The following is a 21,248-nucleotide window of genomic DNA, read 5'->3' on the forward strand; positions in this document are numbered from 1 at the left end:
GGTATCTGTAAGTCTGAAAATCTAAGGATCTGTTATCTGCACTTATAGCTCTTTTATTGATTGATGTTGCGTACGCTGTCAGTTGTTGAAAAATTGAGCTGAAAGAGCGTTGTGTCTGGAGCTTGTGTTTGCTGAATGTAGGTGGAATCGGCCAGTGGTTGCGAACCGGACGGGCCTTGCAAAGCTGGATGAGCTAGAAACAATGCCACAAGAAGTGAAGCAGCGAGGGTTTTGATGCCAATAGCTTTGGCTGAGAACAACCAGCCTGCAAATCCTGCAAACGAATTCTGCCTGGTTTCCTGACGTGCAGACTTTAACAGAAAGGCGTAGTTCAAACGATCGTGAACCTGCGGATCTGGATTCCCCACGTGATCTTGCTGTAGCAGTTTATGTAATTGTTTGTCATTCATAACCATCAATTTTAAAGTTCAATTTCATCTTTTAAGTATTGAAACTTTTTGGCCAGGTAATTTCGAGTTGTGTAAAGTCTCGACTTTACAGTGCCGGGGGCAACATCGAGCATATTGGCAATTTCTTTAATCGCAAAACCTTCGCGGTAATGCAGCAAAAAAACAGATCGGTGCTCGGCGCTTAGCTCTTCCAGACTGTCAAAAATGCGATTGAGCAATTCTTCCTTAGACACGGCTTGAGGAAGTATCGGATCAATCTGAGCATTCAGGTTAGGAGTGGTTTTTCTTACTTCACGTCGGCGATATTCATTCTTACACAAGTTACAGGCAATGGAAAACAACCAGGTTTTAAATGAATAGTTAGGATTGAAGCGCTCTGGCTTTTCGATGATCTTTAGGAAAACATCTTGTAAAAAATCATTCGCCAGACTTTCCGAATTGCCAAGCATCCGGTAGAAATAATAATACAGGCGATCTTTGTAACGGTCATACAGTTGGTTGAAAGCCTCCTGATTGCCATGACTCAGTTGCTGCATTAAATGCTCGTCTGTTGTTATTTTCTTTTTCCTTCCGAACATATTTTTTTCGGTCGCTTCAAAATAAGAATGATCAAGCTGATGTAAGTTCCAATTAGTAGCAGTGGGGCCAAGGTAATTCGTCGAAAGCTAAAAATACTTTCATCGAACTCGTTGGCTGCCTCGTGCTTAGGACCACTCATCAGCATAAAAGCCAAAGTTAATAAAAGCAAGGCAGTTAGAAGCCCCAGATATTTTTTTTGATTAAAGAGCATTTTGCTTTTTTCATTCAGTACACGCAAGGATTAAAAGGTTCATTTTTTTGACTGTTTTTTTCGAACTACTATTGGTAGATTCTTGACATTTAGGTCGATATGCTCTAATTTTAATCAACGCTCTTTTTAACAAAACAGAATCAACTTATGGGATCAATCATCGGACTTTCTTTGTGGGTTGCCTTGGCAACCGTCATTCCAGGAATGGTAACCATTGCAGTGGTTTGGCTGGCCTTTGTCATTGCTAACGGAGGTGATCTATCAACGCTGCCATTCAATTTTGATCAAACAAGTGACTGGATTGTAACCAGCATTGCAGTAACGGTGATGGTCATGACACAAGCTTTGGGAATAATTCTTGAAAAAATGATGATTCAATGGAAGTGGTACGGAACAAGGAAAAAGGAAGAGCTTGCTAAAATGGATTCGGAGCCGATGGGATGGTATGATGCCTATAAAAAGTTGTATCCTCAATTGGCCCGCTTGAAGGAGTCGGATGATGCAAAAGGGCATTTGGAACGGGCAATTGCCCAGTTTTTTATGACCAACAATACCTTGGTTTCTTTTTCCGTGGGATTAGTTACTTCCGTTATCCTATTAGGACAAGGGCCTGGCAATCCTGTTGGGCTTTGGTGGTATGCCGGTGCTTTAGTCCTGTGTCTAGCTGTTACTTATCGGGTTGCTGTGAGTCGTTTTCGTATTCTTGGCGAGAGCTTCTTGGCGGTTTATCAGGATCAATCTTAACCAGAGGCTGCTGAAAAATTCCTATCTTTCCGCGCTATTACTACAAAAACTCAAGATATGCTTAATAGACGTCAATTTTTACAGCGAGGTGCTGCCGCATCAGTTTTGACAGTTCCTTTTATAAAAGAAGTAGGTGCGATGAATGCACCGGTGAAGAAACCTGTCGTGATTTCAACTTGGAATCATGGAATTCCGGCCAATGAAGCGGCCTGGAAAGTATTGAAAGCCGGAGGGCGTGCACTCGATGCGGTGGAGCAGGGTGTACGGGTTCCCGAAGGTGATCCAACAGAAATGAGTGTTGGGTATGGTGGCCGTCCTGACCGCGATGGACATGTTACCTTGGATGCTTGTATCATGGACGACAAAGGGAATGCCGGTTCAGTTTGTTTTTTGGAGCACATCAAACACCCCATTTCGGTAGCTCGTATGGTGATGGAGAAAACTCCCCACGTGATGCTGGCTGGTGAAGGTGCTTTGACTTTTGCTCTGCAAAACGGATTTAAAAAGGAGAATTTGCTTACCGATGAAGCCCGCAAACAATGGGAAAAGTGGACGAAGAATTCAGACTATCATCCAGAGGTGAATATTGAAAACCACGATACCATCTCGCAGTTAGCGTTGGACATGGATGGCAACCTGAGTGGTGCTTGCACAACTTCGGGAATGGCCTATAAAATGCGTGGTAGAGTTGGTGATTCACCAATTATTGGTGCCGGAATGTTTTGTGATAATGAAGTTGGAGCTGCCGCTGCCACCGGACATGGTGAATGGGTGATGCGTACTTTGGGAAGCTTTTTGGTGGTTGAGCTGATGCGAAATGGAAGATCGCCTCAGGAAGCTTGTGAAGAAGCTGTGTTGCGTATCGTTAAGCTGAAGCCAAACTTCAATGAAGTACAAATTGGCTATATTGCAATCAACAAAGCTGGTGAAACCGGAGCTTACTGTTTGCACCCCGGATTTAATTATGCGCTTTACGAAGATGATAAGAATGTATTGTACGATGCAAAAGCTTATCTGAAAAAATAAACAGATCTGGAAGCCGTAGCCGGCAAGAGGCTATGGCTTCTTATTTTCTTTCCTTAATTCCTACTTCTTATTTTTTGCATTGAAGTAAGCTAATACAAAACGTATTTCTGAATAGCTAAACTGATCTCCCATTGCAGACTTTAGCGCACTCATGCTTGGAGCTTTACTCTTCTTTAGTTGCTTTAGAATAGCTTGCTGTTTGTCCTCTTCAACCAACCCTTTCAATGATAACTCGCCTTGAGCAACAAAGTGGTTGAGGTGTCCTTCAATCGTGCTGGACGAAAGCTTTCGCTCCCGCGCAATGTCGGTGATTGACTTACCGGCTTTAAACAAGGCATAGCTCATGTGCTTGGAGTCGAGCATCGCTTTGATGGGTTCCTGATCAGCATTTTCAGGCAGTTCCATTTGGTGCTTTTTCCGGTAAGCGATCGTCATTTCCAATAAGTCTTTTCCGTGCTGCTGCATTTTCTTTCCACCCATCCCTTTTATTTCTTGCAAGTCAACTTGGGTTGCAGGAAGCTCATTGGCAATTGTCAGTAAGGTTTTTTGCGGTAAGATACGCGAAATGGTTGTCGAGTCTTTTTCGGCTTTTAAGGATCGCCAAGCCAATAGTTCACGCAAGAAGTCAGGATGTTCAGAAGCTATTGTCTGACTTGTGCCTCTGGCTGCTGTTTTCCCTTTCAGGTCTAGCGAGGCATGTGCTTTCACCTCTAGGTATTTTTTTACTTGAAAGCCCTCTTGACTACATTCCAGTACTTTTTGTTTACTATCCAATTCGCGGTGCAGCTTTTCAAAACCATCTCGAAAGCTTTTTCGAACGGCCTTGTTATCGGTTTCAAAACCTGCAGACTCCAAGGGTTGAAGTAAAACTTCTTTTAACTTTTCAAGGTAATATTGGCAAGCTCTCTTTACGCGTTGTTGCAAAAGTTCATTGCTCTCAGCATCGGGCGACTGAGCAAGTAATTGCTGAATTTGCCTTTCAAACTTGGAGGAAACCGCGAGTAATTCTGCATCCAGGCGTGGAAGAATTGCCAGTAATTTTGATCGTAAATCCCCAATGAGCAGCGCACCGTGTTCATCACATAATTTGATTAAGTATTGCAATTGCCAGCGAATGGGTTTGAAATCGAAGAGCTCGGTGAGCAAATGCTTCTGATATTGCTTTTTGGCTTGTTGAAGTTCAGTATCTCCCGGGGCATCTTGTTCAACTTTTTCTGAAAAGGAACTGACGGTTGCATCATTCTTAATGCTTTGGTGATCGATGGGCGTACTCAAGACCAAGCCTTCCAGCGATTTGCAACGACTTAAAGCGACATAAACCTGACCGTGTGCAAAAGACTGCCGCGCGTTGATGATGGCTTTTTCGAAGGTGAGTCCCTGACTTTTATGGATGGTAATGGCCCAGGCCAGTTTAAGCGGAAACTGCTCAAAGCTCCCAATCACTTCTTCATCAATCTCCTGTGTTTCTTTGTTGATGGTGTATTTTGCATTTAGCCATTTGTCTCGCTCTACAACAATTGGAGCTGCATCGCCTCGGCAAGTTACTTCAATGTAATCTTCATCCATTTGGGTAATCTTCCCAATTTTCCCATTGTAATAAAGCTTTTCAGGCGAACTGTCGTTTTTTACAAACATGACCTGTGCTCCGGTTTTTAGAACCAATTGAAAATCGGTGGGGTATAAGAATTCGGGGAAATCATCATACACATTGGCTTCAAAGGATTGAGCCGGGGCTCTTAATGCTTTGAGCTTGGTTTGATTGAGTTGCTGGGCTTGATAGTTATGGGTTGTTAAGGTGATGTATTCTTCATCATTGTCGGGCTCAAAATTTGGACGATGACGCTGGTTGAGCTTAGCCAAGGTTGATGAGTCAGCCTTATTTTCTCTAATCTGGTTGAGTAAGTCAATAAACTCCTGATCACTTTGCCGATAAATGTGCTTCAATTCAATACTTGTGAATGAGGCCTGTTGCAAAGCTCTACTGCTAAAAAAGTAACAGGTTTTGTAATAGCTTTTTAGTAATTGCCATTCGTCTTCTTTCACAACAGGGGCCAATTGTTGAATGTCGCCAATCATTAAAAGCTGTACGCCCCCAAAAGGTTGATGCCGATTTCGGAAACGACGCAAAACCTCATCAATCCCATCCAACAAATCGGCCCGAACCATACTGATCTCATCAATAACCAGTAAATCCATGCTCCGGATAATGTTGATTTTTTCCTTACTGTAGCGCTTAATGGCTGTTGGGGCATTGAGCCCTGCGGGATTGCTAATGGATAAGGATGGATTGGTTTGTGGAATTTGCGGACCAAACGACATCTGAAAGAAGGAGTGAATGGTCACTCCACCGGCATTGATTGCAGCCACACCTGTTGGTGCAACAACCACCATCCGCTTGGGCGATTCATGTTTCAGGTTACGCAGAAAGGTGGTTTTTCCTGTTCCTGCCTTTCCTGTCAGAAATACATTCTGATTGGTATAGCGAATGAAATCAAGAGCTAGTTGTAATTGTGGATTATCGGGATGCGATGTCATGAGCCGTATTGTTTAAAGGGATTCAGGGCGATTCAACTAAACAAAATTAAGAAAAATCAAGGGGGAAAGAAAGAGAATTGCATTATCAGGAGAAATAGGCTAGAGGAAAATTCATTCAAATAAAAAATATCAGGCAAAACTGAAAGAAAATGGGATTCATATTGGCGTATTTGAAGTCACTGTTTGTGAGCTTTTTAGAGTTATTGGATGCTGTTTTCGTAATGTCTATCTTCAGATTTTTATAAAAAATAAAAATAGACAGACTTGTCTGTCTATTTTTTCTTACTTACATTTGCAAGCATAAAAGATAACACATATGAATACTCCGAAAGACAGAATTATCAATACAGCATCTGGCCTATTTCACCAACAAGGCTATAATAGCACGGGAATTAATCAGATCATTAAAGAAGCCAAAGTTGCTAAAGCTAGTTTTTACCAACACTTTAAGTCTAAAGATGATTTATGTGTCGAATTTCTCAATGCGCGACACAACTATTGGTGTGATGAGTTGACAAAATATGTCTCCAAAAAGTTAACGACGAAGGAGAAAGTAAGCGCTGCTTTTGATTTCATCATACATATGAATGCTAAGGAGAACTTTAGAGGTTGCAGCTTTTTAAATATTTTATCCGAAATCTCAGCAGATCAAAATAATATTCTTGCTGTGATACAAGCTCACAAGAATAGCTTGCGTAGCTTTTTCAAAGAGGAAATTGAGGATGAGCTGTTGGCTGCTCATGTGTACTTGCTTTTTGAAAGTTCGATTATTGAAAGTCAACTTTTTAAATCAAACGAGTTTGTTGAAAAATCAAAAGAAATTATAAACAATTTATTATAAATGTCAGAATTATGGAACAGAAACACCCATTACCCCCATTTACTTTAGAAACTGCAAAACAAAAAATTCAGTTGGCTGAAGATGCCTGGAACTCTCAAAGCCCGGAAAAAGTTGCGATGGCCTATACAATTGATAGTGAATGGCGGAATCGAGATCGGTTTGTTAACGGGCGCGAAGAAATTGTGAAGTTTTTAGCGACTAAATGGAATAACGAATTGGATTATAAACTGAAGAAAGAGTACTGGGCGCATGCCGAAAACAGAATTGCCGTGAGGTTTGAATATGAGTACCGAACCAAAGAAGGGAAATGGTTTAGAGCTTATGGAAATGAAAATTGGGAATTTGACGAAAATGGCCTGATGCAAAAGCGCTATGCGAGTATCAACGATATGGAAATACAAGAAGAAGAAAGATACCTGTAACCTAGAAATTAACCTGGAATAAAGGCAATAGCAGTTTTGATGCTATTGCCTTTATTTTTTTAGACAATTGCTTTGCCATGAAATTCAGTCGTTTGGATTGCTTGGCTTAAGTCTGCAAGGTTGTCGCGCGTGACTTTTCCTGCAGCAACAATGGTCAATTTGCCATTGGCTCGCTCAATCAACTGGTTTAGAATTTTAGTTCCTTCTTTTGCGGTTGCTTTAGTTCCGGAGGTCAGAAGCCGGTCAACACCAAGTTCAACCAAGGTGTCAATTCCTGCCAGCGGATTGGCTAATTCATCAAATGCTTTGTGGAACGTAACTTGCATTGGTCTTGCGCGCTCTACAAGCATGCGTGTATTGGCTACATCAATTTCGCCATCAGCAGTTAATAAGCCAAACACAACAGCTGGTACTCTCAACTCTTTACAGCGATCGATGTCTTCTTGCATGATTTCCAGTTCTTCAGCCGAGTAGGTGAAGTCTCCTCCGCGGGGGCGAATCATCACAAATGGAGGAATCTCCAGTTTTTCCATACAGGCTTTTATGGTTCCGTACGATGGCGTTGTGCCACCTACAGCCAGGTTTTCGCATAATTCAACACGGTCAGCTCCTGCTTGTTGAGCTGCAAGTGCTTGTGTGAAGTTTTCAATACAGGCTTCTTTTATCATCTCGTTTCTATTTTGTTGTATGGTTCTCGATATTCAGTTTTATGAAAGCGTTTGCTGCCAGCCAAGCCGTTGAGTAGGCAATCTGCAAGTTGTACCCACCGGTATTGGCATCCAGATCGAGGATTTCTCCTGCAAAGTATAGATTTTTAACCAGTTTTGATTGCATCGTTTTTCCATCAATTTCGCTGGTATTGATGCCGCCAGCAGTAATAATTGCCTCGCTATAACCGCGGTTGTCTGTTACTTCAAACTCAAAGTTTTTCATCAAAAGCATGATTTGTCTTCGCTCTTTTCCGGTAACCTGGTGGCCTTGTTTCTTGCCATCAAGTTGAAGTTGCTCCAAAAACACCGGGATAAGTTTAGAGGGAAGCCAGCCTTTGAAAATATTTTCAAGTTGTTTTTTCCCATTGGCATCCAAGTCCCGAATGAGTCGTGCATCCAGCTTGTTTTCGTCAAGGGCCGGTTTTAGGTCAATACTGATTTTTACCTTGTTTTTTTGAAGGAGTCCATCAACTGCCTGCCGACTAAGCGTTAGGATGATTGGGCCGGTTAAACCATAATGGGCAAACAACATTTCTCCGAATTCATCTTTCACTTTTTTGTTGTTTATCCAAAGGCTTGCCGATACGTTCTTTAAACTTAAGCCTTGTAATTGAGCAGCTAAAGAGCCGGAAGTAATGAGAGGGACCAAGGCCGGGCGAGTTTGTACCAAGCTGTGTCCAAGTTGCTGAGCCAATAAATAACCTTCGCCCGTTGAACCCGTTGCTGGGTAGGACTTTCCTCCGGTGCACAAAACAACTCCTTTCGCTTCCAGGGGCTCTTTCTGTCCGTTGCGCTCAGTTATAATTCCGGTTATCTGCCCTTGCTGGACCAACAATTCAATAACCCGAGAATTGCAGCTTAGTTCTACCCGTTGCTTCTTTACCCAACTCATCAGGGCATTCAGAACTTCCAAAGCACTGTTGCTGGTTGGAAATATCCGACCTCCGCGTTCAACAGTTGTTTCAACGCCTTCCTGCGTTAGCAGATTTACAATGTCTTTCGAGAAAAAGGCTCCAAAAGCAGGTTTGAGGTATTTTCCATTGGGAAAGATATTCTTAAAAAAGGCTGACTGGTAGGCATCATTGGAGACGTTGCAGCGCCCTTTTCCGGTGATCAGTAATTTGCGTCCTGCCGATTTCATTTTTTCCACCAGCAATACCCGTGCTCCCTGGCTGGCTGCTCTTCCTGCTGCAATTAAGCCAGCTGGCCCGGCGCCAACTACGATCAGGTCGTATTTGTTATTCAAGTTGTTGTGTCCCATTCCGTTTTTTTGTGCTGCCAAAAGTACGCTTTTTAACGAACTTTTTGAATGAAACAGAAAAGCAGAAGAAATAACAACTGATTTGCAAAGAGGATAGAGCAGAGAGTAAGAGGGAGCACAGAGTTTCGGATGAAAAAATAGGAAACTAAAAAAGCAACCCGAAGGTTGCTTTCTTTGTCAATTTGTTGTCTATTCTAATTTTTAATTGTTGGTAGAACTGTTAAGTTGATTGTTTAAATTGCTTCGGTTTCAACGACTTTGGAAAGGATGTCGGTGTAAGGAATCAATAGGTAGTGTTTGCCTTCAAAATCAATTTGAGTCCCTGAGTATTCTTTGTAGAGAACAACATCTCCAATCGCTACTTCAGCATTTTCAATGGCACTTAAGGCCACTACCTTCGCCGTTTTTTGTGACCCTTTGGCCGAATCAGGAATAATAATTCCGGCGGCAGTCTTTTGCTCCGATTTATCTTCGGTGAGTTCGAGTAAAACCTGTTGATTAATTGGTTGTAATTCTTTCATTTGCTTAAAAATTTCAAACAAGGACTTTTTTACTTCTCCGTTAGCAGGTATTTTTTGATGTTATCAACAAACATCTGCTTTGTTTCAGCATTTGAACGTCCAATTCCTGCCATCATTACAGGCTTGCCTTCCAATGGAATGTAAAGGAATGCTGGAATACTTTGGATTCCGAAAACACTGGCCAGCTCACGCTCTTTTTGGGTGTCAATCTTGTAAACATCAACTTTGCCGGCATACTCCTGTGAAACTTCGTCCAGAATTGGAGAAGCAATGCGGCAAGGACCACACCAATCTGCATAAAAGTCGATGATGGCAGGCTTGTCACCCAGAAATTTCCACTCATCGGGCGAGTCCTGGTAATTCCATACGTTAGATAAAAACTGGTCTTTTGAAATGAGCGTGGTGCCTCCTTCTTTGTCTTGAGCCACGGTTGTTTTTTTCGATGATTCTTTGTTTTCTGATGTGTTTCCATTTGCACAGCCAGCTGTTGCTATTGCTGCTAATGCAATCATTGCTAATAATTTTCTCATGGTATTTTTATTAATTGATTATTTAATAATTGGTCGATTCTCGTTCGGTCAAAACCGATAATAATTTGTCCATTAATGTCAGTTTGTGGCACTCCTTGTTGTCCGCTTCGTTGCACCATTTGGGCTGCCATTTTTTCATCCCGGCTAACATCAATCTCACTAAAAGTCACTTGATGACTACGTAAGTAGCTTTTAAGTGTGTTACACCAGCTACAGGTTGGCGTGGTATAAACGATAACTCTGGCCGGGGCGTTTTGTTCGTTCCTGCTGGTGGGAGTAGGTGTTTTTCCTCCGATTAGCTGAGAATAGTAAGCCGGTGTTTGAGTTCCTTTAATTACTTGCGCTAAACGCTTGCCCTGGAAAACTAAAAAAGCAGGCGCTGTATTAATTTCATACTGCAAATGGACATCTCGAACTTGTGCTACATCGCATAAATAAACTGGTGTACCTTCGGAGATATCTGCTGTTTTCAAATTTAGCAGTGCTTCCTCGCTGAGTGAAGATCCTTTCTTGTAAAGCAACAAAAAGCTTGAATTGTGCTGTGTTAAAAGCGAAGCCAGTTCTTGATATGATGCAATGTTTCTCATGTTTAAATATAGAAATTCAAATATATAGAAAATTATATATCAATGAGCATGCCAAAACGGGAATCTGTTTTTTTTGGCAGAAAGCAAATTTTTTTTTAATCGAACGCAACCTTTCATACCCCCTGTAAATCTATAGGATGTACTATTAAATTTTTTTAGAAAAGGAGAGAACAATGAAAAGGTTTTTGAAATTTGGATTAATCGGGTTACTAGCAGTCACACTGTTTAGTTGCGATTTTGACGATGATGGTTATTCGTTGGATAATTTTTGGGTTGGTTTTGGGATTATCAATGCTGAAAGCGGCTCAGGTTATACGATTAAAATGGATGATGGATCGGAGCTTTTCCCGGTTGCAGGTTATCCTTACTGGGATGATTTGGAGGACAGTACACGAGTACTTGTAAATTTCACAATTCTGGATGATAAAACAGTCGATGAGGAACATGAACAGTACTATGTGCGTGTCAATTCGGTCAAAGATATTTTATTTAAGGGAGTTCTGGATATCACAGAAGCAATTGAAGACAGTATCGGTAACGATCCGGTTCATGTTGATGATATCTGGGCAACCAACAACATGCTGACTTTCGAGCTGGATTATTTTGGAAGTGGCGGTATTCACTACGTAAACTTAGTGAAGCAGCCCGGTGATATTACGCCTGATGATGAGCCAATTCAGTTGGAGTTACGTCATAATGACCGGGACGATCAGCCAATCTACAGGATGTCAGCATTTGTAACCTTTGACCTCAGTTCGCTGCAAATTGCAGGGCAGGACAGTGTTCAATATACGGTTACTGGAAAAGATTATGAAGGAGAAGTTTTTGAATACGACGGCGTTTATCGATATTGATGGGTGATTGCATCAATTGGTTAAGATGATAGCGCTTGTCTCTTTGTGAGACAGGCGCTTTTTCATTGATATTCGTAACTAACTTGCTGGAATCATTTTATTATTCTTTTCAAAGCTGTATTTTTCGGATTCTGAAAAATAAACAACACATGAAGAAATTAGTTATTTTACCTGTTTTGGCCTTATTACTAAGTGTTGGAACAAAACAAAAATCTATGGCAGAAGAAAATAAAACCTATGTGCCGGATACTCCAAAGCTCAGTTCTGATGTAATGACTCCGGAAGTGCTGTGGTCATTTGGTCGCATTGGGAATACGGAGCTATCGCCAGATGGAAAAACGGTACTGTTTGGCGTAACGTATTATCATATTGATGAAAACAAACCTTATCGCGAGCTTTATACCGTTCCGGTAAAAGGTGGAGATGTTAAGCAAATTACGAATACGGCTTTAAATGAGTCAGGAGCACAATGGCGTCCAGACGGGAAAAAAATAGGGTACTTATTTGCCAAAGATGGCGACATGCAACTTTGGGAAATGAATCCGGATGGATCAAATCCGACTCAAATTAGTGCTATCGAAGGCGGAATTAGTGGGTTTAAGTATTCGCCGGATCAAAAGCACATTCTTTATGTGAAAGCGATAAAACTGGATGAGACCATCAATGATCTGTTTCCTGATATGCCAAAAGCCAATGCCAGGCTTGAAAATGACCTGATGTATCGTCATTGGGATAGTTGGCATGATTATACTTACAACCATCCTTTTATTGCGGCTTATGGTGAAGGAATGATCACTGCCGGTACGGATTTATTGGAGGGAAAAAGATACGATAGCCCTGGTAAACCTTTTGATGGGATTGAGGAACTCGCATGGAGTCCCGATGGCAAGCAAGTGGTTTATTCGTGCAAGAAGATGACCGGAAAAGCTTATTCTTTGTCCACCAACTCTGATTTGTATTTGTATGATTTGGCTTCGAAAAAGACAGTCAATCTGACCGAGGAAAACAAGGGCTACGATAAAAGTCCAACCTTCTCGCCCGATGGATCGAAACTGGCATGGACAAGCATGGAGCGCGATGGCTATGAAGCTGATCAAACCCGCGTGTTTGTTCGCGATATGAAAACAGGTAAAACAACAAATTATTCAAAAGACTGGGAACAGCATGCTGCGCATTTGAGTTGGTCCAGAGATGGTCAGTCAATCTTTTTCATTAGTGATATTCACGCTACCGATGAAATTTACCAATTGGATTTGGCAAGTGGAAAGATTGATCGTTTGACCGATGGTGTACACAATTACCAGACAGTGGTTGAAACAGCAGACGGACAATTGGTTGCTCAAAAAGTATCCATGTCTCAGCCAGCTGAGTTGTATGTGGTTAATCCCAAAAACGGGAAAGATGAGCCATTAACAGCTGTCAACAAAGGAACTCTGGATCAGCTGGAAATGGGGAAAGTTGAAGAACGCTGGGTAAAAACAGTTGATGATAAGGAGATGTTGGTGTGGGTGATTTATCCTCCTCATTTCGACCCAAATAAGAAATACCCGACACTTTTGTATTGCCAAGGTGGGCCACAAGGAACGGTTAGCCAATTTTGGTCGTATCGCTGGAATTTCCAAATGATGGCTGCTAATGATTACATCATTGTTGCTCCTAACCGCCGTGGTTTACCAGGCTTTGGCATGGAATGGCTGGAGCAAATCAGTAAAGACTATGGTGGTTTGAATATTCAGGATTATTTCTCGGCAATTGATGCTTTGGCCAAAGAACCATTTGTAGATGAAAATCGCTTAGGTGCTGTTGGCGCAAGCTATGGTGGCTTTTCTGTGAACTACCTGGCAGGGCATCACGAAGGACGCTTCAAAGCATTTATTTCGCACTGTGGAATCTTCAATTTTGACCAGATGTATGTTACTACCGAAGAGATGTGGTTTGAAAACTGGGATATTGGCGGCCCGTATTGGGATAAGAGCAACCAAGTTGCCCAACGTTCCTATTCTTTCTCTCCGCACTTGTTTGTCGAAAAGTGGGATACGCCAATCTTGGTTATTCATGGCGAAAAAGATTTCCGTATTCCTTACACACAAGGTATGGGAGCATTTAATGCTGCGGTATTGCGGGATGTTCCTGCTCAGTTCTTGTACTTTCCAGAGGAAAGCCACTGGGTAACTTCAGCGCAAAATGGAATTGTTTGGCAGCGTGTTTTTAAAAACTGGCTTGATAAGTGGTTGAAAAAATAGTACTACAAATAGCTGACTAAGCAAATGAAATGGGAATAAAGGTGTAGCATTTATTCCCATTTTTCTTTTTAGATGTGAATTGGTATGAAGTGATTGTGTTGGGTCTCTTTTTTTAGCGAATAATATTTTGGGTTGAATTTACTGCCTTTTCCGCATGGCGAACAATCTCAATAGGAATTGATAAAATAAAGGTGCTACCTTCATTTTGAATCGATTGTACCGTAAGATCTCCGCCTAGAATTTTTGTGATTCTTTTAGAAATAGCTAAGCCCACTCCAATACCATTGTAGGCTCTTGTCGAAGAGTCGTCAGCTTGCCGGAAGAAGTCAAAAATGAGTTGTTGCTGATGTTGCGCAATGCCAATTCCTGTATCTTTAATTTTAAATGAAAGCTTTTTGTTCGTAAGTTCAGCCTGATATTCAATACTTCCTGATTTGGTAAACTTGATGGCATTTTTCAACAAATTGACGATAATTTGATTGATTTTACTGGTATCAACCAGAAATTGAGCATTGGAGAAAGCAGGAGAGGACTTGTAAACTAATTTGATGTTTTTAGCTTTGTCCGAAGATCGAAGCATCTCATCCAACAAGGTTTTGTGCTGCATGAAGATATCATTTCCCCCAATCTTTTCCTTTCGAACCTGCACATAGGACTCATCGGCCAAAGCCAGATTGAGAATATCTTCAATGATAAGAAGTAGGTTTTTCCCGCTTTTATAAATTTTATCCGCAAAAGAACTCACTTCTTGTGGCGGAATTTTATTCATCCGCAACAACTCGCTGAATCCCAGGATGTGATGTAGTGGGGTTCTTAGTTCGTGGTTGATTGTTGCTAAAAAGGCCGACTTTATTTGGTCGCTCTCTTCTGCTTTTTCTTTAGCCTTAACTAATACTTCCTGATGAATTTTGGCATTAAATGCATTGGCAATTGTATGGGCCACCGTTTTGATCAGGTGAATATCTGCCTCGGGCCATTCTTTTTCTTTGCGGACGGAATCGAAACCGATAAAGCCCATCAGATTCTTCTGAAAATGGATAGGAACAACCAATAAGGAGGTGATGTCTTGCTGCAGTAAAACTTCTTTTTCAGCAACTGCATCACGTGGCATATCCTTGACTTGCTTAATATAGATGTGTTGCAGTTTATTGAGCCTTTTCATCCACCAGGCAAACAAAGATGTTGGCAAATCTTGCAAATGCTCCATTTCTGATTGGATACCAGAACCACACCACTCATGGGTGTTAAACATGATGGAGTTATGTTTTCGAAATTGAAAAACATAGCATCGATCGATATTCAGAAATTGGCCAACCTTTTTTAAGGCTTGATTGATAACTTTGTCTGTTTCATGAATTTGGATGCCAACAAAATCCGAAGATATTCCTGATACCAGTTGCTCGATTTCGTAGCGGTAGTGTAGATCTTTTTTTGACTGGTATAACTCAGAGACATCGGTTAGCGTTCCGCTTAGAGCTTTGGTGTAACCTAAAGAATCGGCTTCTGATACCCCTCCATTAATTTGTGTCCACACCCAGCTGCCATCCTTATGTTTGAGTCGCATGCGGAAGGTGAAATGCTTTTTGCCAGCTTGAGTTGCAGCGTAAAGGCTGTCGGCCATAAGCCGTTGGTCTTCCGGGTGGCAAAGCTTGAACCATTGTTGAAAAGTAAGTGTGATCAATTCGTCAGAGGAGTGACCAATAATTTGAGCCCACGTGTCATTGACAGTAACTTCATTACTTTCGGTGTCGAGATGCCAAATACCTATCTGAGCGGTATCAAAAGCACTTTGGAGGATGCTTTCGCGTGTTTGTACTATTTTTTGTCTTTGTTCCAACTATCTCTGTTTTGGCTTGCGAAATTACAAATCAATTTGCTGTCTCTTCTGATTATTATCAGGTTTTAACATTTATTAGTACCGAACAGAACAATCAATAAAACACTGAGTTGAGCTATTTGAATTGGTGGCTATACTGTTTGGCCGACTAGCTCAGGCTTCTCTATTAAAATTACGAATTTCACCTAATCAAAAACTAAAGGTGAAAAAAATCTTATTCACACGAAATTAACAATTGAATTGTTGCCAAACCACTTTTAGCCCAAACGGACTTGAAAATCCTGTAAGCTTTGTTATATATAGGATATAGCTATGTGTTACGCTCTTTCTTTTCGTGTGGCTATTTTCAGGTAAGAAAAAGTATGTTAGCCTTTTGTATGAATTTTTAAGCGTTGTAGTCTAATATTTTTGCTGAACAAACGTCAGATTTTATTGGGACTCTTGCCGTAATTCATTAAAATTCACCAGTTATTTGTTCAATAACTGGTGCCCGATATTAAGGCAATTTAGATCCTGCTTCTTCATCCAAAAAGAAAATAGTTTCTCCGTTAACGGGTTCAATGTGATAGCTAGGTAGTTTTTGTCCCTCAGCAGAATCACTCATAATTTCAGCTAATCTTTGGGCCTTGGCTTGTCCAGAAATTAGAAAATGCACTCGGTTGGCATTATTTAGAACTTTCCCGGTAAGGCTTACTCGTTTTTGTCCACTGACAGGATGTGTTGCCACTTCACAAATTTTATCTGAGTTAAGTAATTGCATTTCGTGTGGGAAAATGGAAGCTGTATGCCCATCATCTCCCATGCCAAGAATGATAAGGTCAAAATTTGGCCAGCCATCTCTGTCGTTGAGTTGACTTTTAATCTCATCACTGTACAGTGTCGCAGCTTTTGCTGGATCAAGTTCTCCTTTTACGCGATGGATTTGACTTTCATCAATGGTAATTTTTGAAAACAGGTGCTGCTTGGTCATGCCGTAGTTGCTATCAGCATCGGTAGGGGGAACACAGCGTTCATCTCCCCACCAAAAATGAATTCTTTCCCACGGGAATTTTTCAGCATACTCGCTGGCTAATACATCAAACAAAAGCTTTGGTGTACTACCGCCAGAGAGCGCAATGTCAAAGCGTTGGCGATTACTTTGAGTCATTTGAAATAACTCAAACGCAAATGATTCTGCCAGTTCCTGAGCATCGGTATAGATCTTTATTTCTTTGTTGCTAGCCATGATTCTTTTGTTTTTTGTTTATGAGTTAAACCCTAGAGTTCACAATAAGTTCCGTCATTCGACAGATTTTTGCAGGGATAACGCCACTTTCCGTCTTCAACAAGCTGATCGACTACATCAGGTCCCCAGGTTCCGGCCGGATAGCCATAAATCGGAATGTCAGGATTGTTGTTCCAGGCATTGATAATTGGCTGCACGAAGTCCCATGCCTTTTCTACAGCATCACCGCGTGAGTAAAGTGTTGCATCACCTTGCATCGAATCGAGCAACAGCCGTTCATAGGCTGCAGGTAGATGAACATTGGCTAGATCATCGTAGTGGAAATCCATGTTAACCGTTTGCACTCGGAAGCCTGCACCTGGAACTTTCATGCCAAACTTCAGCAGAATTCCTTCATCGGGTTGAATGCGAATAACCAGTTGGTTGGCCGTTTGCTCTGTATTGATTTGGTTGCCGAACAAATGGTGTGGAGTCTTCTTGAAGTGAATGACGACCTCGGTAACGCGTGTTGGCAATTTTTTTCCAGTTCGAATATAAAAAGGAACTCCTGCCCATCGCCAGTTGTCGATAAAGAATTTCATGGCCATGAAGGTTTCTGTTCTACTTTCTGGGTTAACTCCGTCTTCCTGACGATAGCCTTTGACCAGATTTCCTTTAATATGTGATTCGATGTATTGTCCTCGGATAACATAGTTTGCAACCTCATCTTCCAGGATAGGCCGAAGTGATTGAAAAACTTTCAATACTTCGTTTCGAATGGCATCAGCTTCAATAATAACAGGAGGTTCCATGGCAACCATCCCCACCAACTGCAACAAGTGGTTTTGAACCATATCGCGCATGGCTCCGGAGTGATCGTAATAGCCTCCACGGTTTTCAACTCCTAAACTTTCAGCCGAGGTTATTTCAACGTGATGAATGAAATTGTGGTTCCAAATTGGTTCGAAGATCCCATTGGAAAAACGGGTGACCAATAGGTTCTGCACGGTTTCTTTTCCCAGGTAATGATCGATGCGGTAAATCTGCTCTTCTTTAAAATAGTCCAGCAAATTACGATTCAATTCTTTGGCCGACTCCAAATCAGTACCAAATGGCTTTTCCACAATCAAACGTCTAAAACCATCATCAGCCTGATTTAGCTCAACACTTGCCAGATTCTTCGGAATGATTTCGTAAAGCGAGGGTGGGGTGGATAGGTAAAAAATAAAGTTCTCAGGAATATTATTTTCCTTGGCAATTGTAAAAAGCCGGTCGCGCAGTACCGGATAATCGTACGCATCTGCTGTTGAAATTGCTTGATAATAGAGTCGATTAAGGAATTTTTCGATGAGCTCAGAAGAAACATCTTTTGGCAAGAATTCTGTCATTCTAGATCTGAAAACTTCATCGGAAAGTTCGGTTCTGCTTACTCCTAATACCGCAAATTGGTCGGGGAGTAGATTTTGTTTTTCCAATTCGAGCAAAGCCGGAATTAGTTTACGTTTGGTAAGGTCTCCGGATGCTCCAAATATGACGAGTATATGTGATTCGGCTTGTTTCATGATCTCTTTGTTTTTTCAGGGATAAACAAGTTTCAAAGCTACGAAGTTTTGGGAAAAGCTTACTTTTTATTTAACCGGACTTATGTGAAACACTGAAAACAATTAGTTGATCCTTGTACTTGAGGTAATTAAGACAGAAAGACTGTTGTTGCTCCAAAACGCTTAATCGAGCTGTTAGCTGATTGTTAGCAGGCTCGCTGAGGGCGATTTGTTCGGCAAAGTGAATGCCGGCAACTCCCGCCATCTTATAGATGGCTTCTTTGGCACACCAAAATAGGCAGTGATAATCCGGATGTTTTCGTGTCAACTCAACTTCTTGTTCTGAAAGGTACTTGCGCTCAATCGCTTTAAAATTGCGTTCAATGCTTTCGATATCCAAGCCTATTTGTTGTGTCTTGTGCAGAAGAATTCCGGCCAGTTGATTGGAATGGCTGATGCTTACACTCTTGTAGAGCGGATGAGCAATTTCTGGCTGGCCTTTGGTATTATAGGAAATACTGAGATTGGTGCACCCAATGTGTTTAAGTAACATTTTTATGGCTAACCATTCGCGTTTACGCTTTTCATTGCGAAGTTTCAGGAACGCCGGATCGCTTTCGATGCCAGGTAATTGCTCTTTAAACCAGCTTACTGCTTCCGTCAGTTCCCAGAGTAGCAGTAAAGCCCCTTTATTGGTTATTTCTTTTACTAAAGGCATTAATTCCAGTGAGTTGTTTCAATTAAACGAATAATGTCAGGACGGAGAAATTCAATGACTGGGCGTATTGAGTCGATGTTGGGAATTTCCCGAATGTAAAGTGAACCGCGTAAAAAATTGCTGGTGCTGTCAGTCAGGAAAAATTGAATGGGAGAAGCGGCATTGCCTTCGATGTTGTATATCGTCCCATAAACCTGATTTTCTGGGTTGATAAACAAGCGTTCTTCAATGGCGTCCGCTTTTATCGAATGGTCATAAGCTAATCGACGACTTTCTTCGATGTATTGAGGTAAATCGTTTTTTAGCCGGGCATAACTAATATGCAAATCAGCTTTATTCGCAGGTGTACTAATTGTAATCCAATCAGCTTGGGCGTTGGCTGCTTTTACCAAGCGTGGTTTTGAGTAGTCTGCAATCTCAAAAGAATAGGGGAGATCCATTTCCAGTTTATGGTAGTTTTTTTCAGGGAAGTCAATCCTGAAATAACCACGCGGTTTGGGCGTGTATTCTTTTTGGCAGCCACATAAGGCAGCTAATAAGGCGATCAACAAAATCCGGGTATGCATAGTATTATGATTTGCTGGCTTCGTCTTCAATTTCAACTTTGATTTTTTTAATTCGGCGGTTATCAACCGATTCTATTGAAAAAACGAAGTTCTCGCATTTTAATTTTTCATGGGCAGGAGGAATTTCTCCTTTCAACTCAAGAATCAGGCCTGCAAGGGTATCTGCGTCACCTTTGTAGTCATCAAATACATGATCATTGGTTCCTGTAATTTTGTAAAAGTCGTGAAGCAGTATTTTTCCATCAAACAAGTACTTGTTTTCGGCAATTTTGGTGAAATAGTTTTCGTCTTCATCAAATTCATCGGCAATTTCACCTACAATTTCTTCCAACACATCTTCCAAGGTAACAATGCCTGAGCTTCCACCATACTCATCCACCACAATTGCCATGTGGACTTTGTTTTTCTGAAACTCTTCGAGTAGGTCGTCAATTTTTTTGGTCTCAGGAACGTAGAACGGTGGCCTGATGATGGTCTGCCATTTAAAATTTTCCTTCTTGTGAATATGGGGCAGTAAGTCTTTGATGTAAAGAATTCCTTTGATGTTGTCAAACGATCCGTCATAAACAGGAATGCGGGAATAGCCTGAGTCGTTAATAAGGTTGATAACTTTGGAGTACGAGTCTTTAAATTCAAGCGCTTCAACATCAACTCTGGAGCGCATGATTTCAACAACATTTTTATTGCCAAATTTTACAATGCCTTCCAGTATTTCTTTGTCTTCGGTATGGTCGTTTTCCAAGGTTAACTCCAAGGCTTGAGAAAGCTCGTCCACCGAAATATTTTGAGGTTGCTTATGAAAGCGCTTGTTAACAAACGAAGTTGATGAAATGAGAATCGAATTAATCGGACGAAATAATTGCTCCAATACGCGGAGTGGAACGGCCATAAAACGGGCAAAGCCTAAGGAGTGGCGCGTTGCATATACCTTGGGAATAATTTCTCCAAAAAGCAAAAGAACAAAAGTGATGACAATTACTTGAAAAATAAAACCCAGGGTTGGGGCTGCAGTAAAGTTAACAAGCTTGCCAGTTGTGTATGCCGACAAGATAACAACGCCGACATTAACAAAGTTATTGGCCACAAGGATGGTAGCCAATAACTTTTCAGGGTTGTTCAAATTATGTAGTATCGTATTATTCTGCTTGCTTTTTGAGGATTTTAGTTTCTCACGATCTTGCGGGCTTAGCGAAAAGTAAGCAACTTCGGAGCCTGAGATCAGTGCTGAAAAAAAGAGCAGTAATAAAACTAAAACAAGACTAAGAATTACAGCAGGGGTTAATGGGTAAAATTCAATATCCCAGTTGATTGCTGTGAGTATCGGTAAAGGGTCTGTTTCCAATTAGAATTAATTTTGGTTACTAAAATGGTAGATCGTCTTCTTCATTCGGATCAAAATCAGGTTCGTTGACTTGATTCTGATTTTCATTTTGAGGGGCTTGGTGCGTTGGTGTGCTGCCTCCTCCTTGTTGGTTGCGAGAGCCTCCAAGCATTTCCATGTTATCACCATAAATTTCGGTGGTGTAACGCTTGTTGCCTTCTTTGTCTTCCCACGAGCGGGTACGGATACGCCCTTCAATATACAAGCGGTCTCCTTTTTTTACGTATTGCTCAACAACTTTAGCCAAGCCTCGCCAAATAACAATATTGTGCCATTCGGTAGTGGTTACTTTTTCTCCGTTTTTTGCTGTGTAGCTTTCAGAGGTCGCAAGAGGGAAGTTGGCAACAGCCACATCCTTATCCAAATAACGGACTTCAGGATCACGACCAACATTTCCGACTAGAATTACTTTGTTTACTGACATAATTAGGGTTTTTAGAATTAAACAATAATAAATTTACAAAATTCTTTCCTCTGAAAGTTTATTTTAGTTAAGAAATTTCTTTTTTCGAATGTTTGTGTTGACT

22 protein-coding genes are annotated in these 21,248 nt (G+C 41.2%); 6 read left to right on the forward strand and 16 right to left on the reverse strand.

From position 1 onward, the window contains the following. Nucleotides 1–53: 53 nt before the first annotated feature. Genes BM156_RS07480 through BM156_RS20930 form a run of 3 tightly spaced genes read right to left on the reverse strand, consistent with a single transcriptional unit; the run spans nt 54 to nt 1,200 of the window. Entirely contained in the window at nt 54–410 is a 357-nt protein-coding gene (locus tag BM156_RS07480) for a hypothetical protein (protein ID WP_093919204.1), read from the reverse strand. A gap of 11 nt (nt 411–421) precedes the next feature. Continuing rightward, nucleotides 422–988 (reverse strand): RNA polymerase sigma factor, encoded by a 567-nt coding sequence (locus BM156_RS07485; RefSeq protein WP_093919205.1) that lies wholly within the window; start codon nt 986–988, stop codon nt 422–424. Beyond that, nucleotides 964–1,200, reverse strand: a complete 237-nt coding sequence (locus tag BM156_RS20930) for a DUF3098 domain-containing protein (RefSeq protein ID WP_139218228.1) — start codon at nt 1,198–1,200, stop codon at nt 964–966. Before BM156_RS20930 ends, BM156_RS07485 begins: the two co-directional genes overlap by 25 nt. 147 nt (nt 1,201–1,347) lie before the next feature. Between BM156_RS20930 and BM156_RS07495 the strand changes: the two genes are divergently transcribed. Then, nucleotides 1,348–1,944, forward strand: coding sequence for a hypothetical protein (locus BM156_RS07495; RefSeq protein WP_093919207.1), 597 nt, complete (start codon nt 1,348–1,350; stop codon nt 1,942–1,944). A gap of 57 nt (nt 1,945–2,001) precedes the next feature. Next, nucleotides 2,002–2,970 (forward strand): isoaspartyl peptidase/L-asparaginase family protein, encoded by a 969-nt coding sequence (locus BM156_RS07500; protein ID WP_093919208.1) that lies wholly within the window; start codon nt 2,002–2,004, stop codon nt 2,968–2,970. A 60-nt stretch (nt 2,971–3,030) separates the two neighbouring features. Here the strand turns inward: BM156_RS07500 and BM156_RS07505 are convergent, their stop codons facing one another. Continuing rightward, the gene (locus BM156_RS07505) at nt 3,031–5,505 is read right to left on the reverse strand and encodes a helix-turn-helix domain-containing protein (RefSeq protein ID WP_093919209.1); all 2,475 of its coding nucleotides are present in this window, start codon (nt 5,503–5,505) and stop codon (nt 3,031–3,033) included. Between the two features lie 316 nt (nt 5,506–5,821). Here BM156_RS07505 and BM156_RS07510 point away from each other — a divergent pair, with 316 nt between their 5' ends. Both BM156_RS07510 and BM156_RS07515 read left to right on the forward strand, forming a co-directional pair. Then, nucleotides 5,822–6,346, forward strand: a complete 525-nt coding sequence (locus tag BM156_RS07510; protein ID WP_093919210.1) for a TetR/AcrR family transcriptional regulator — start codon at nt 5,822–5,824, stop codon at nt 6,344–6,346. 11 nt (nt 6,347–6,357) lie between these two features. Then, entirely contained in the window at nt 6,358–6,768 is a 411-nt protein-coding gene (locus tag BM156_RS07515) for a nuclear transport factor 2 family protein (protein WP_170846887.1), read from the forward strand. Nucleotides 6,769–6,827: 59 nt separating this feature from the next. Here BM156_RS07515 and BM156_RS07520 read toward each other — a convergent pair whose 3' ends face one another. From BM156_RS07520 to BM156_RS07540, 5 genes are all read right to left on the reverse strand, one after another. Then, nucleotides 6,828–7,436 (reverse strand): copper homeostasis protein CutC, encoded by a 609-nt coding sequence (locus tag BM156_RS07520; RefSeq protein WP_093919212.1) that lies wholly within the window; start codon nt 7,434–7,436, stop codon nt 6,828–6,830. A 7-nt stretch (nt 7,437–7,443) separates the two neighbouring features. Beyond that, entirely contained in the window at nt 7,444–8,760 is a 1,317-nt protein-coding gene (locus BM156_RS07525; protein WP_212733444.1) for a BaiN/RdsA family NAD(P)/FAD-dependent oxidoreductase, read from the reverse strand. Nucleotides 8,761–8,972: 212 nt separating this feature from the next. Continuing rightward, a complete protein-coding gene (locus BM156_RS07530; protein ID WP_093919434.1) occupies nt 8,973–9,260 on the reverse strand; it encodes a GroES family chaperonin in 288 nt (95 codons plus the stop codon). Nucleotides 9,261–9,289: 29 nt separating this feature from the next. Beyond that, a complete protein-coding gene (locus BM156_RS07535) occupies nt 9,290–9,790 on the reverse strand; it encodes a thioredoxin family protein (RefSeq protein ID WP_212733445.1) in 501 nt (166 codons plus the stop codon). Next, nucleotides 9,787–10,377, reverse strand: a complete 591-nt coding sequence (locus tag BM156_RS07540; RefSeq protein ID WP_093919214.1) for a glutaredoxin family protein — start codon at nt 10,375–10,377, stop codon at nt 9,787–9,789. Before BM156_RS07540 ends, BM156_RS07535 begins: the two co-directional genes overlap by 4 nt. A gap of 173 nt (nt 10,378–10,550) precedes the next feature. Here BM156_RS07540 and BM156_RS07545 point away from each other — a divergent pair, with 173 nt between their 5' ends. Together BM156_RS07545 and BM156_RS07550 are read left to right on the forward strand one after the other, a co-directional pair. Further along, nucleotides 10,551–11,231 (forward strand): NigD1/NigD2 family lipoprotein, encoded by a 681-nt coding sequence (locus BM156_RS07545; protein WP_093919215.1) that lies wholly within the window; start codon nt 10,551–10,553, stop codon nt 11,229–11,231. Nucleotides 11,232–11,380: 149 nt separating this feature from the next. After that, complete coding sequence (locus BM156_RS07550; protein ID WP_093919216.1) at nt 11,381–13,474, forward strand: dipeptidyl-peptidase Dpp5; 2,094 nt, start codon at nt 11,381–11,383, stop codon at nt 13,472–13,474. A gap of 112 nt (nt 13,475–13,586) precedes the next feature. Here BM156_RS07550 and BM156_RS07555 read toward each other — a convergent pair whose 3' ends face one another. The 7 genes from BM156_RS07555 to BM156_RS07585 all read right to left on the reverse strand — a co-directional run bounded on the left by BM156_RS07555 (nt 13,587) and on the right by BM156_RS07585 (nt 21,145). After that, nucleotides 13,587–15,311, reverse strand: a complete 1,725-nt coding sequence (locus tag BM156_RS07555; protein WP_093919217.1) for a PAS domain-containing sensor histidine kinase — start codon at nt 15,309–15,311, stop codon at nt 13,587–13,589. A gap of 496 nt (nt 15,312–15,807) precedes the next feature. Continuing rightward, complete coding sequence (pgl, locus tag BM156_RS07560) at nt 15,808–16,536, reverse strand: 6-phosphogluconolactonase (protein WP_093919218.1); 729 nt, start codon at nt 16,534–16,536, stop codon at nt 15,808–15,810. A gap of 32 nt (nt 16,537–16,568) precedes the next feature. Next, on the reverse strand, nt 16,569–18,077 hold the full coding sequence (zwf, locus tag BM156_RS07565; protein WP_093919219.1) for a glucose-6-phosphate dehydrogenase: 1,509 nt from the start codon (nt 18,075–18,077) through the stop codon (nt 16,569–16,571). 70 nt (nt 18,078–18,147) lie between these two features. After that, a complete protein-coding gene (locus BM156_RS07570; RefSeq protein ID WP_093919220.1) occupies nt 18,148–18,774 on the reverse strand; it encodes a 4'-phosphopantetheinyl transferase family protein in 627 nt (208 codons plus the stop codon). Further along, a complete protein-coding gene (gene gldD / locus BM156_RS07575) occupies nt 18,774–19,340 on the reverse strand; it encodes a gliding motility lipoprotein GldD (RefSeq protein WP_093919221.1) in 567 nt (188 codons plus the stop codon). The genes BM156_RS07570 and gldD overlap by 1 nt, the downstream gene beginning before the upstream one ends. A gap of 4 nt (nt 19,341–19,344) precedes the next feature. Next, a complete protein-coding gene (gldE, locus tag BM156_RS07580) occupies nt 19,345–20,682 on the reverse strand; it encodes a gliding motility-associated protein GldE (RefSeq protein ID WP_093919222.1) in 1,338 nt (445 codons plus the stop codon). A gap of 19 nt (nt 20,683–20,701) precedes the next feature. After that, nucleotides 20,702–21,145, reverse strand: a complete 444-nt coding sequence (locus BM156_RS07585; protein WP_093919223.1) for a single-stranded DNA-binding protein — start codon at nt 21,143–21,145, stop codon at nt 20,702–20,704. Between the last annotated feature and the right edge of the window lie 103 nt (nt 21,146–21,248).

Origin of the sequence: Sunxiuqinia elliptica (genome assembly GCF_900113005.1) — a bacterium.
Taxonomy (GTDB): domain Bacteria; phylum Bacteroidota; class Bacteroidia; order Bacteroidales; family Prolixibacteraceae; genus Sunxiuqinia; species Sunxiuqinia elliptica.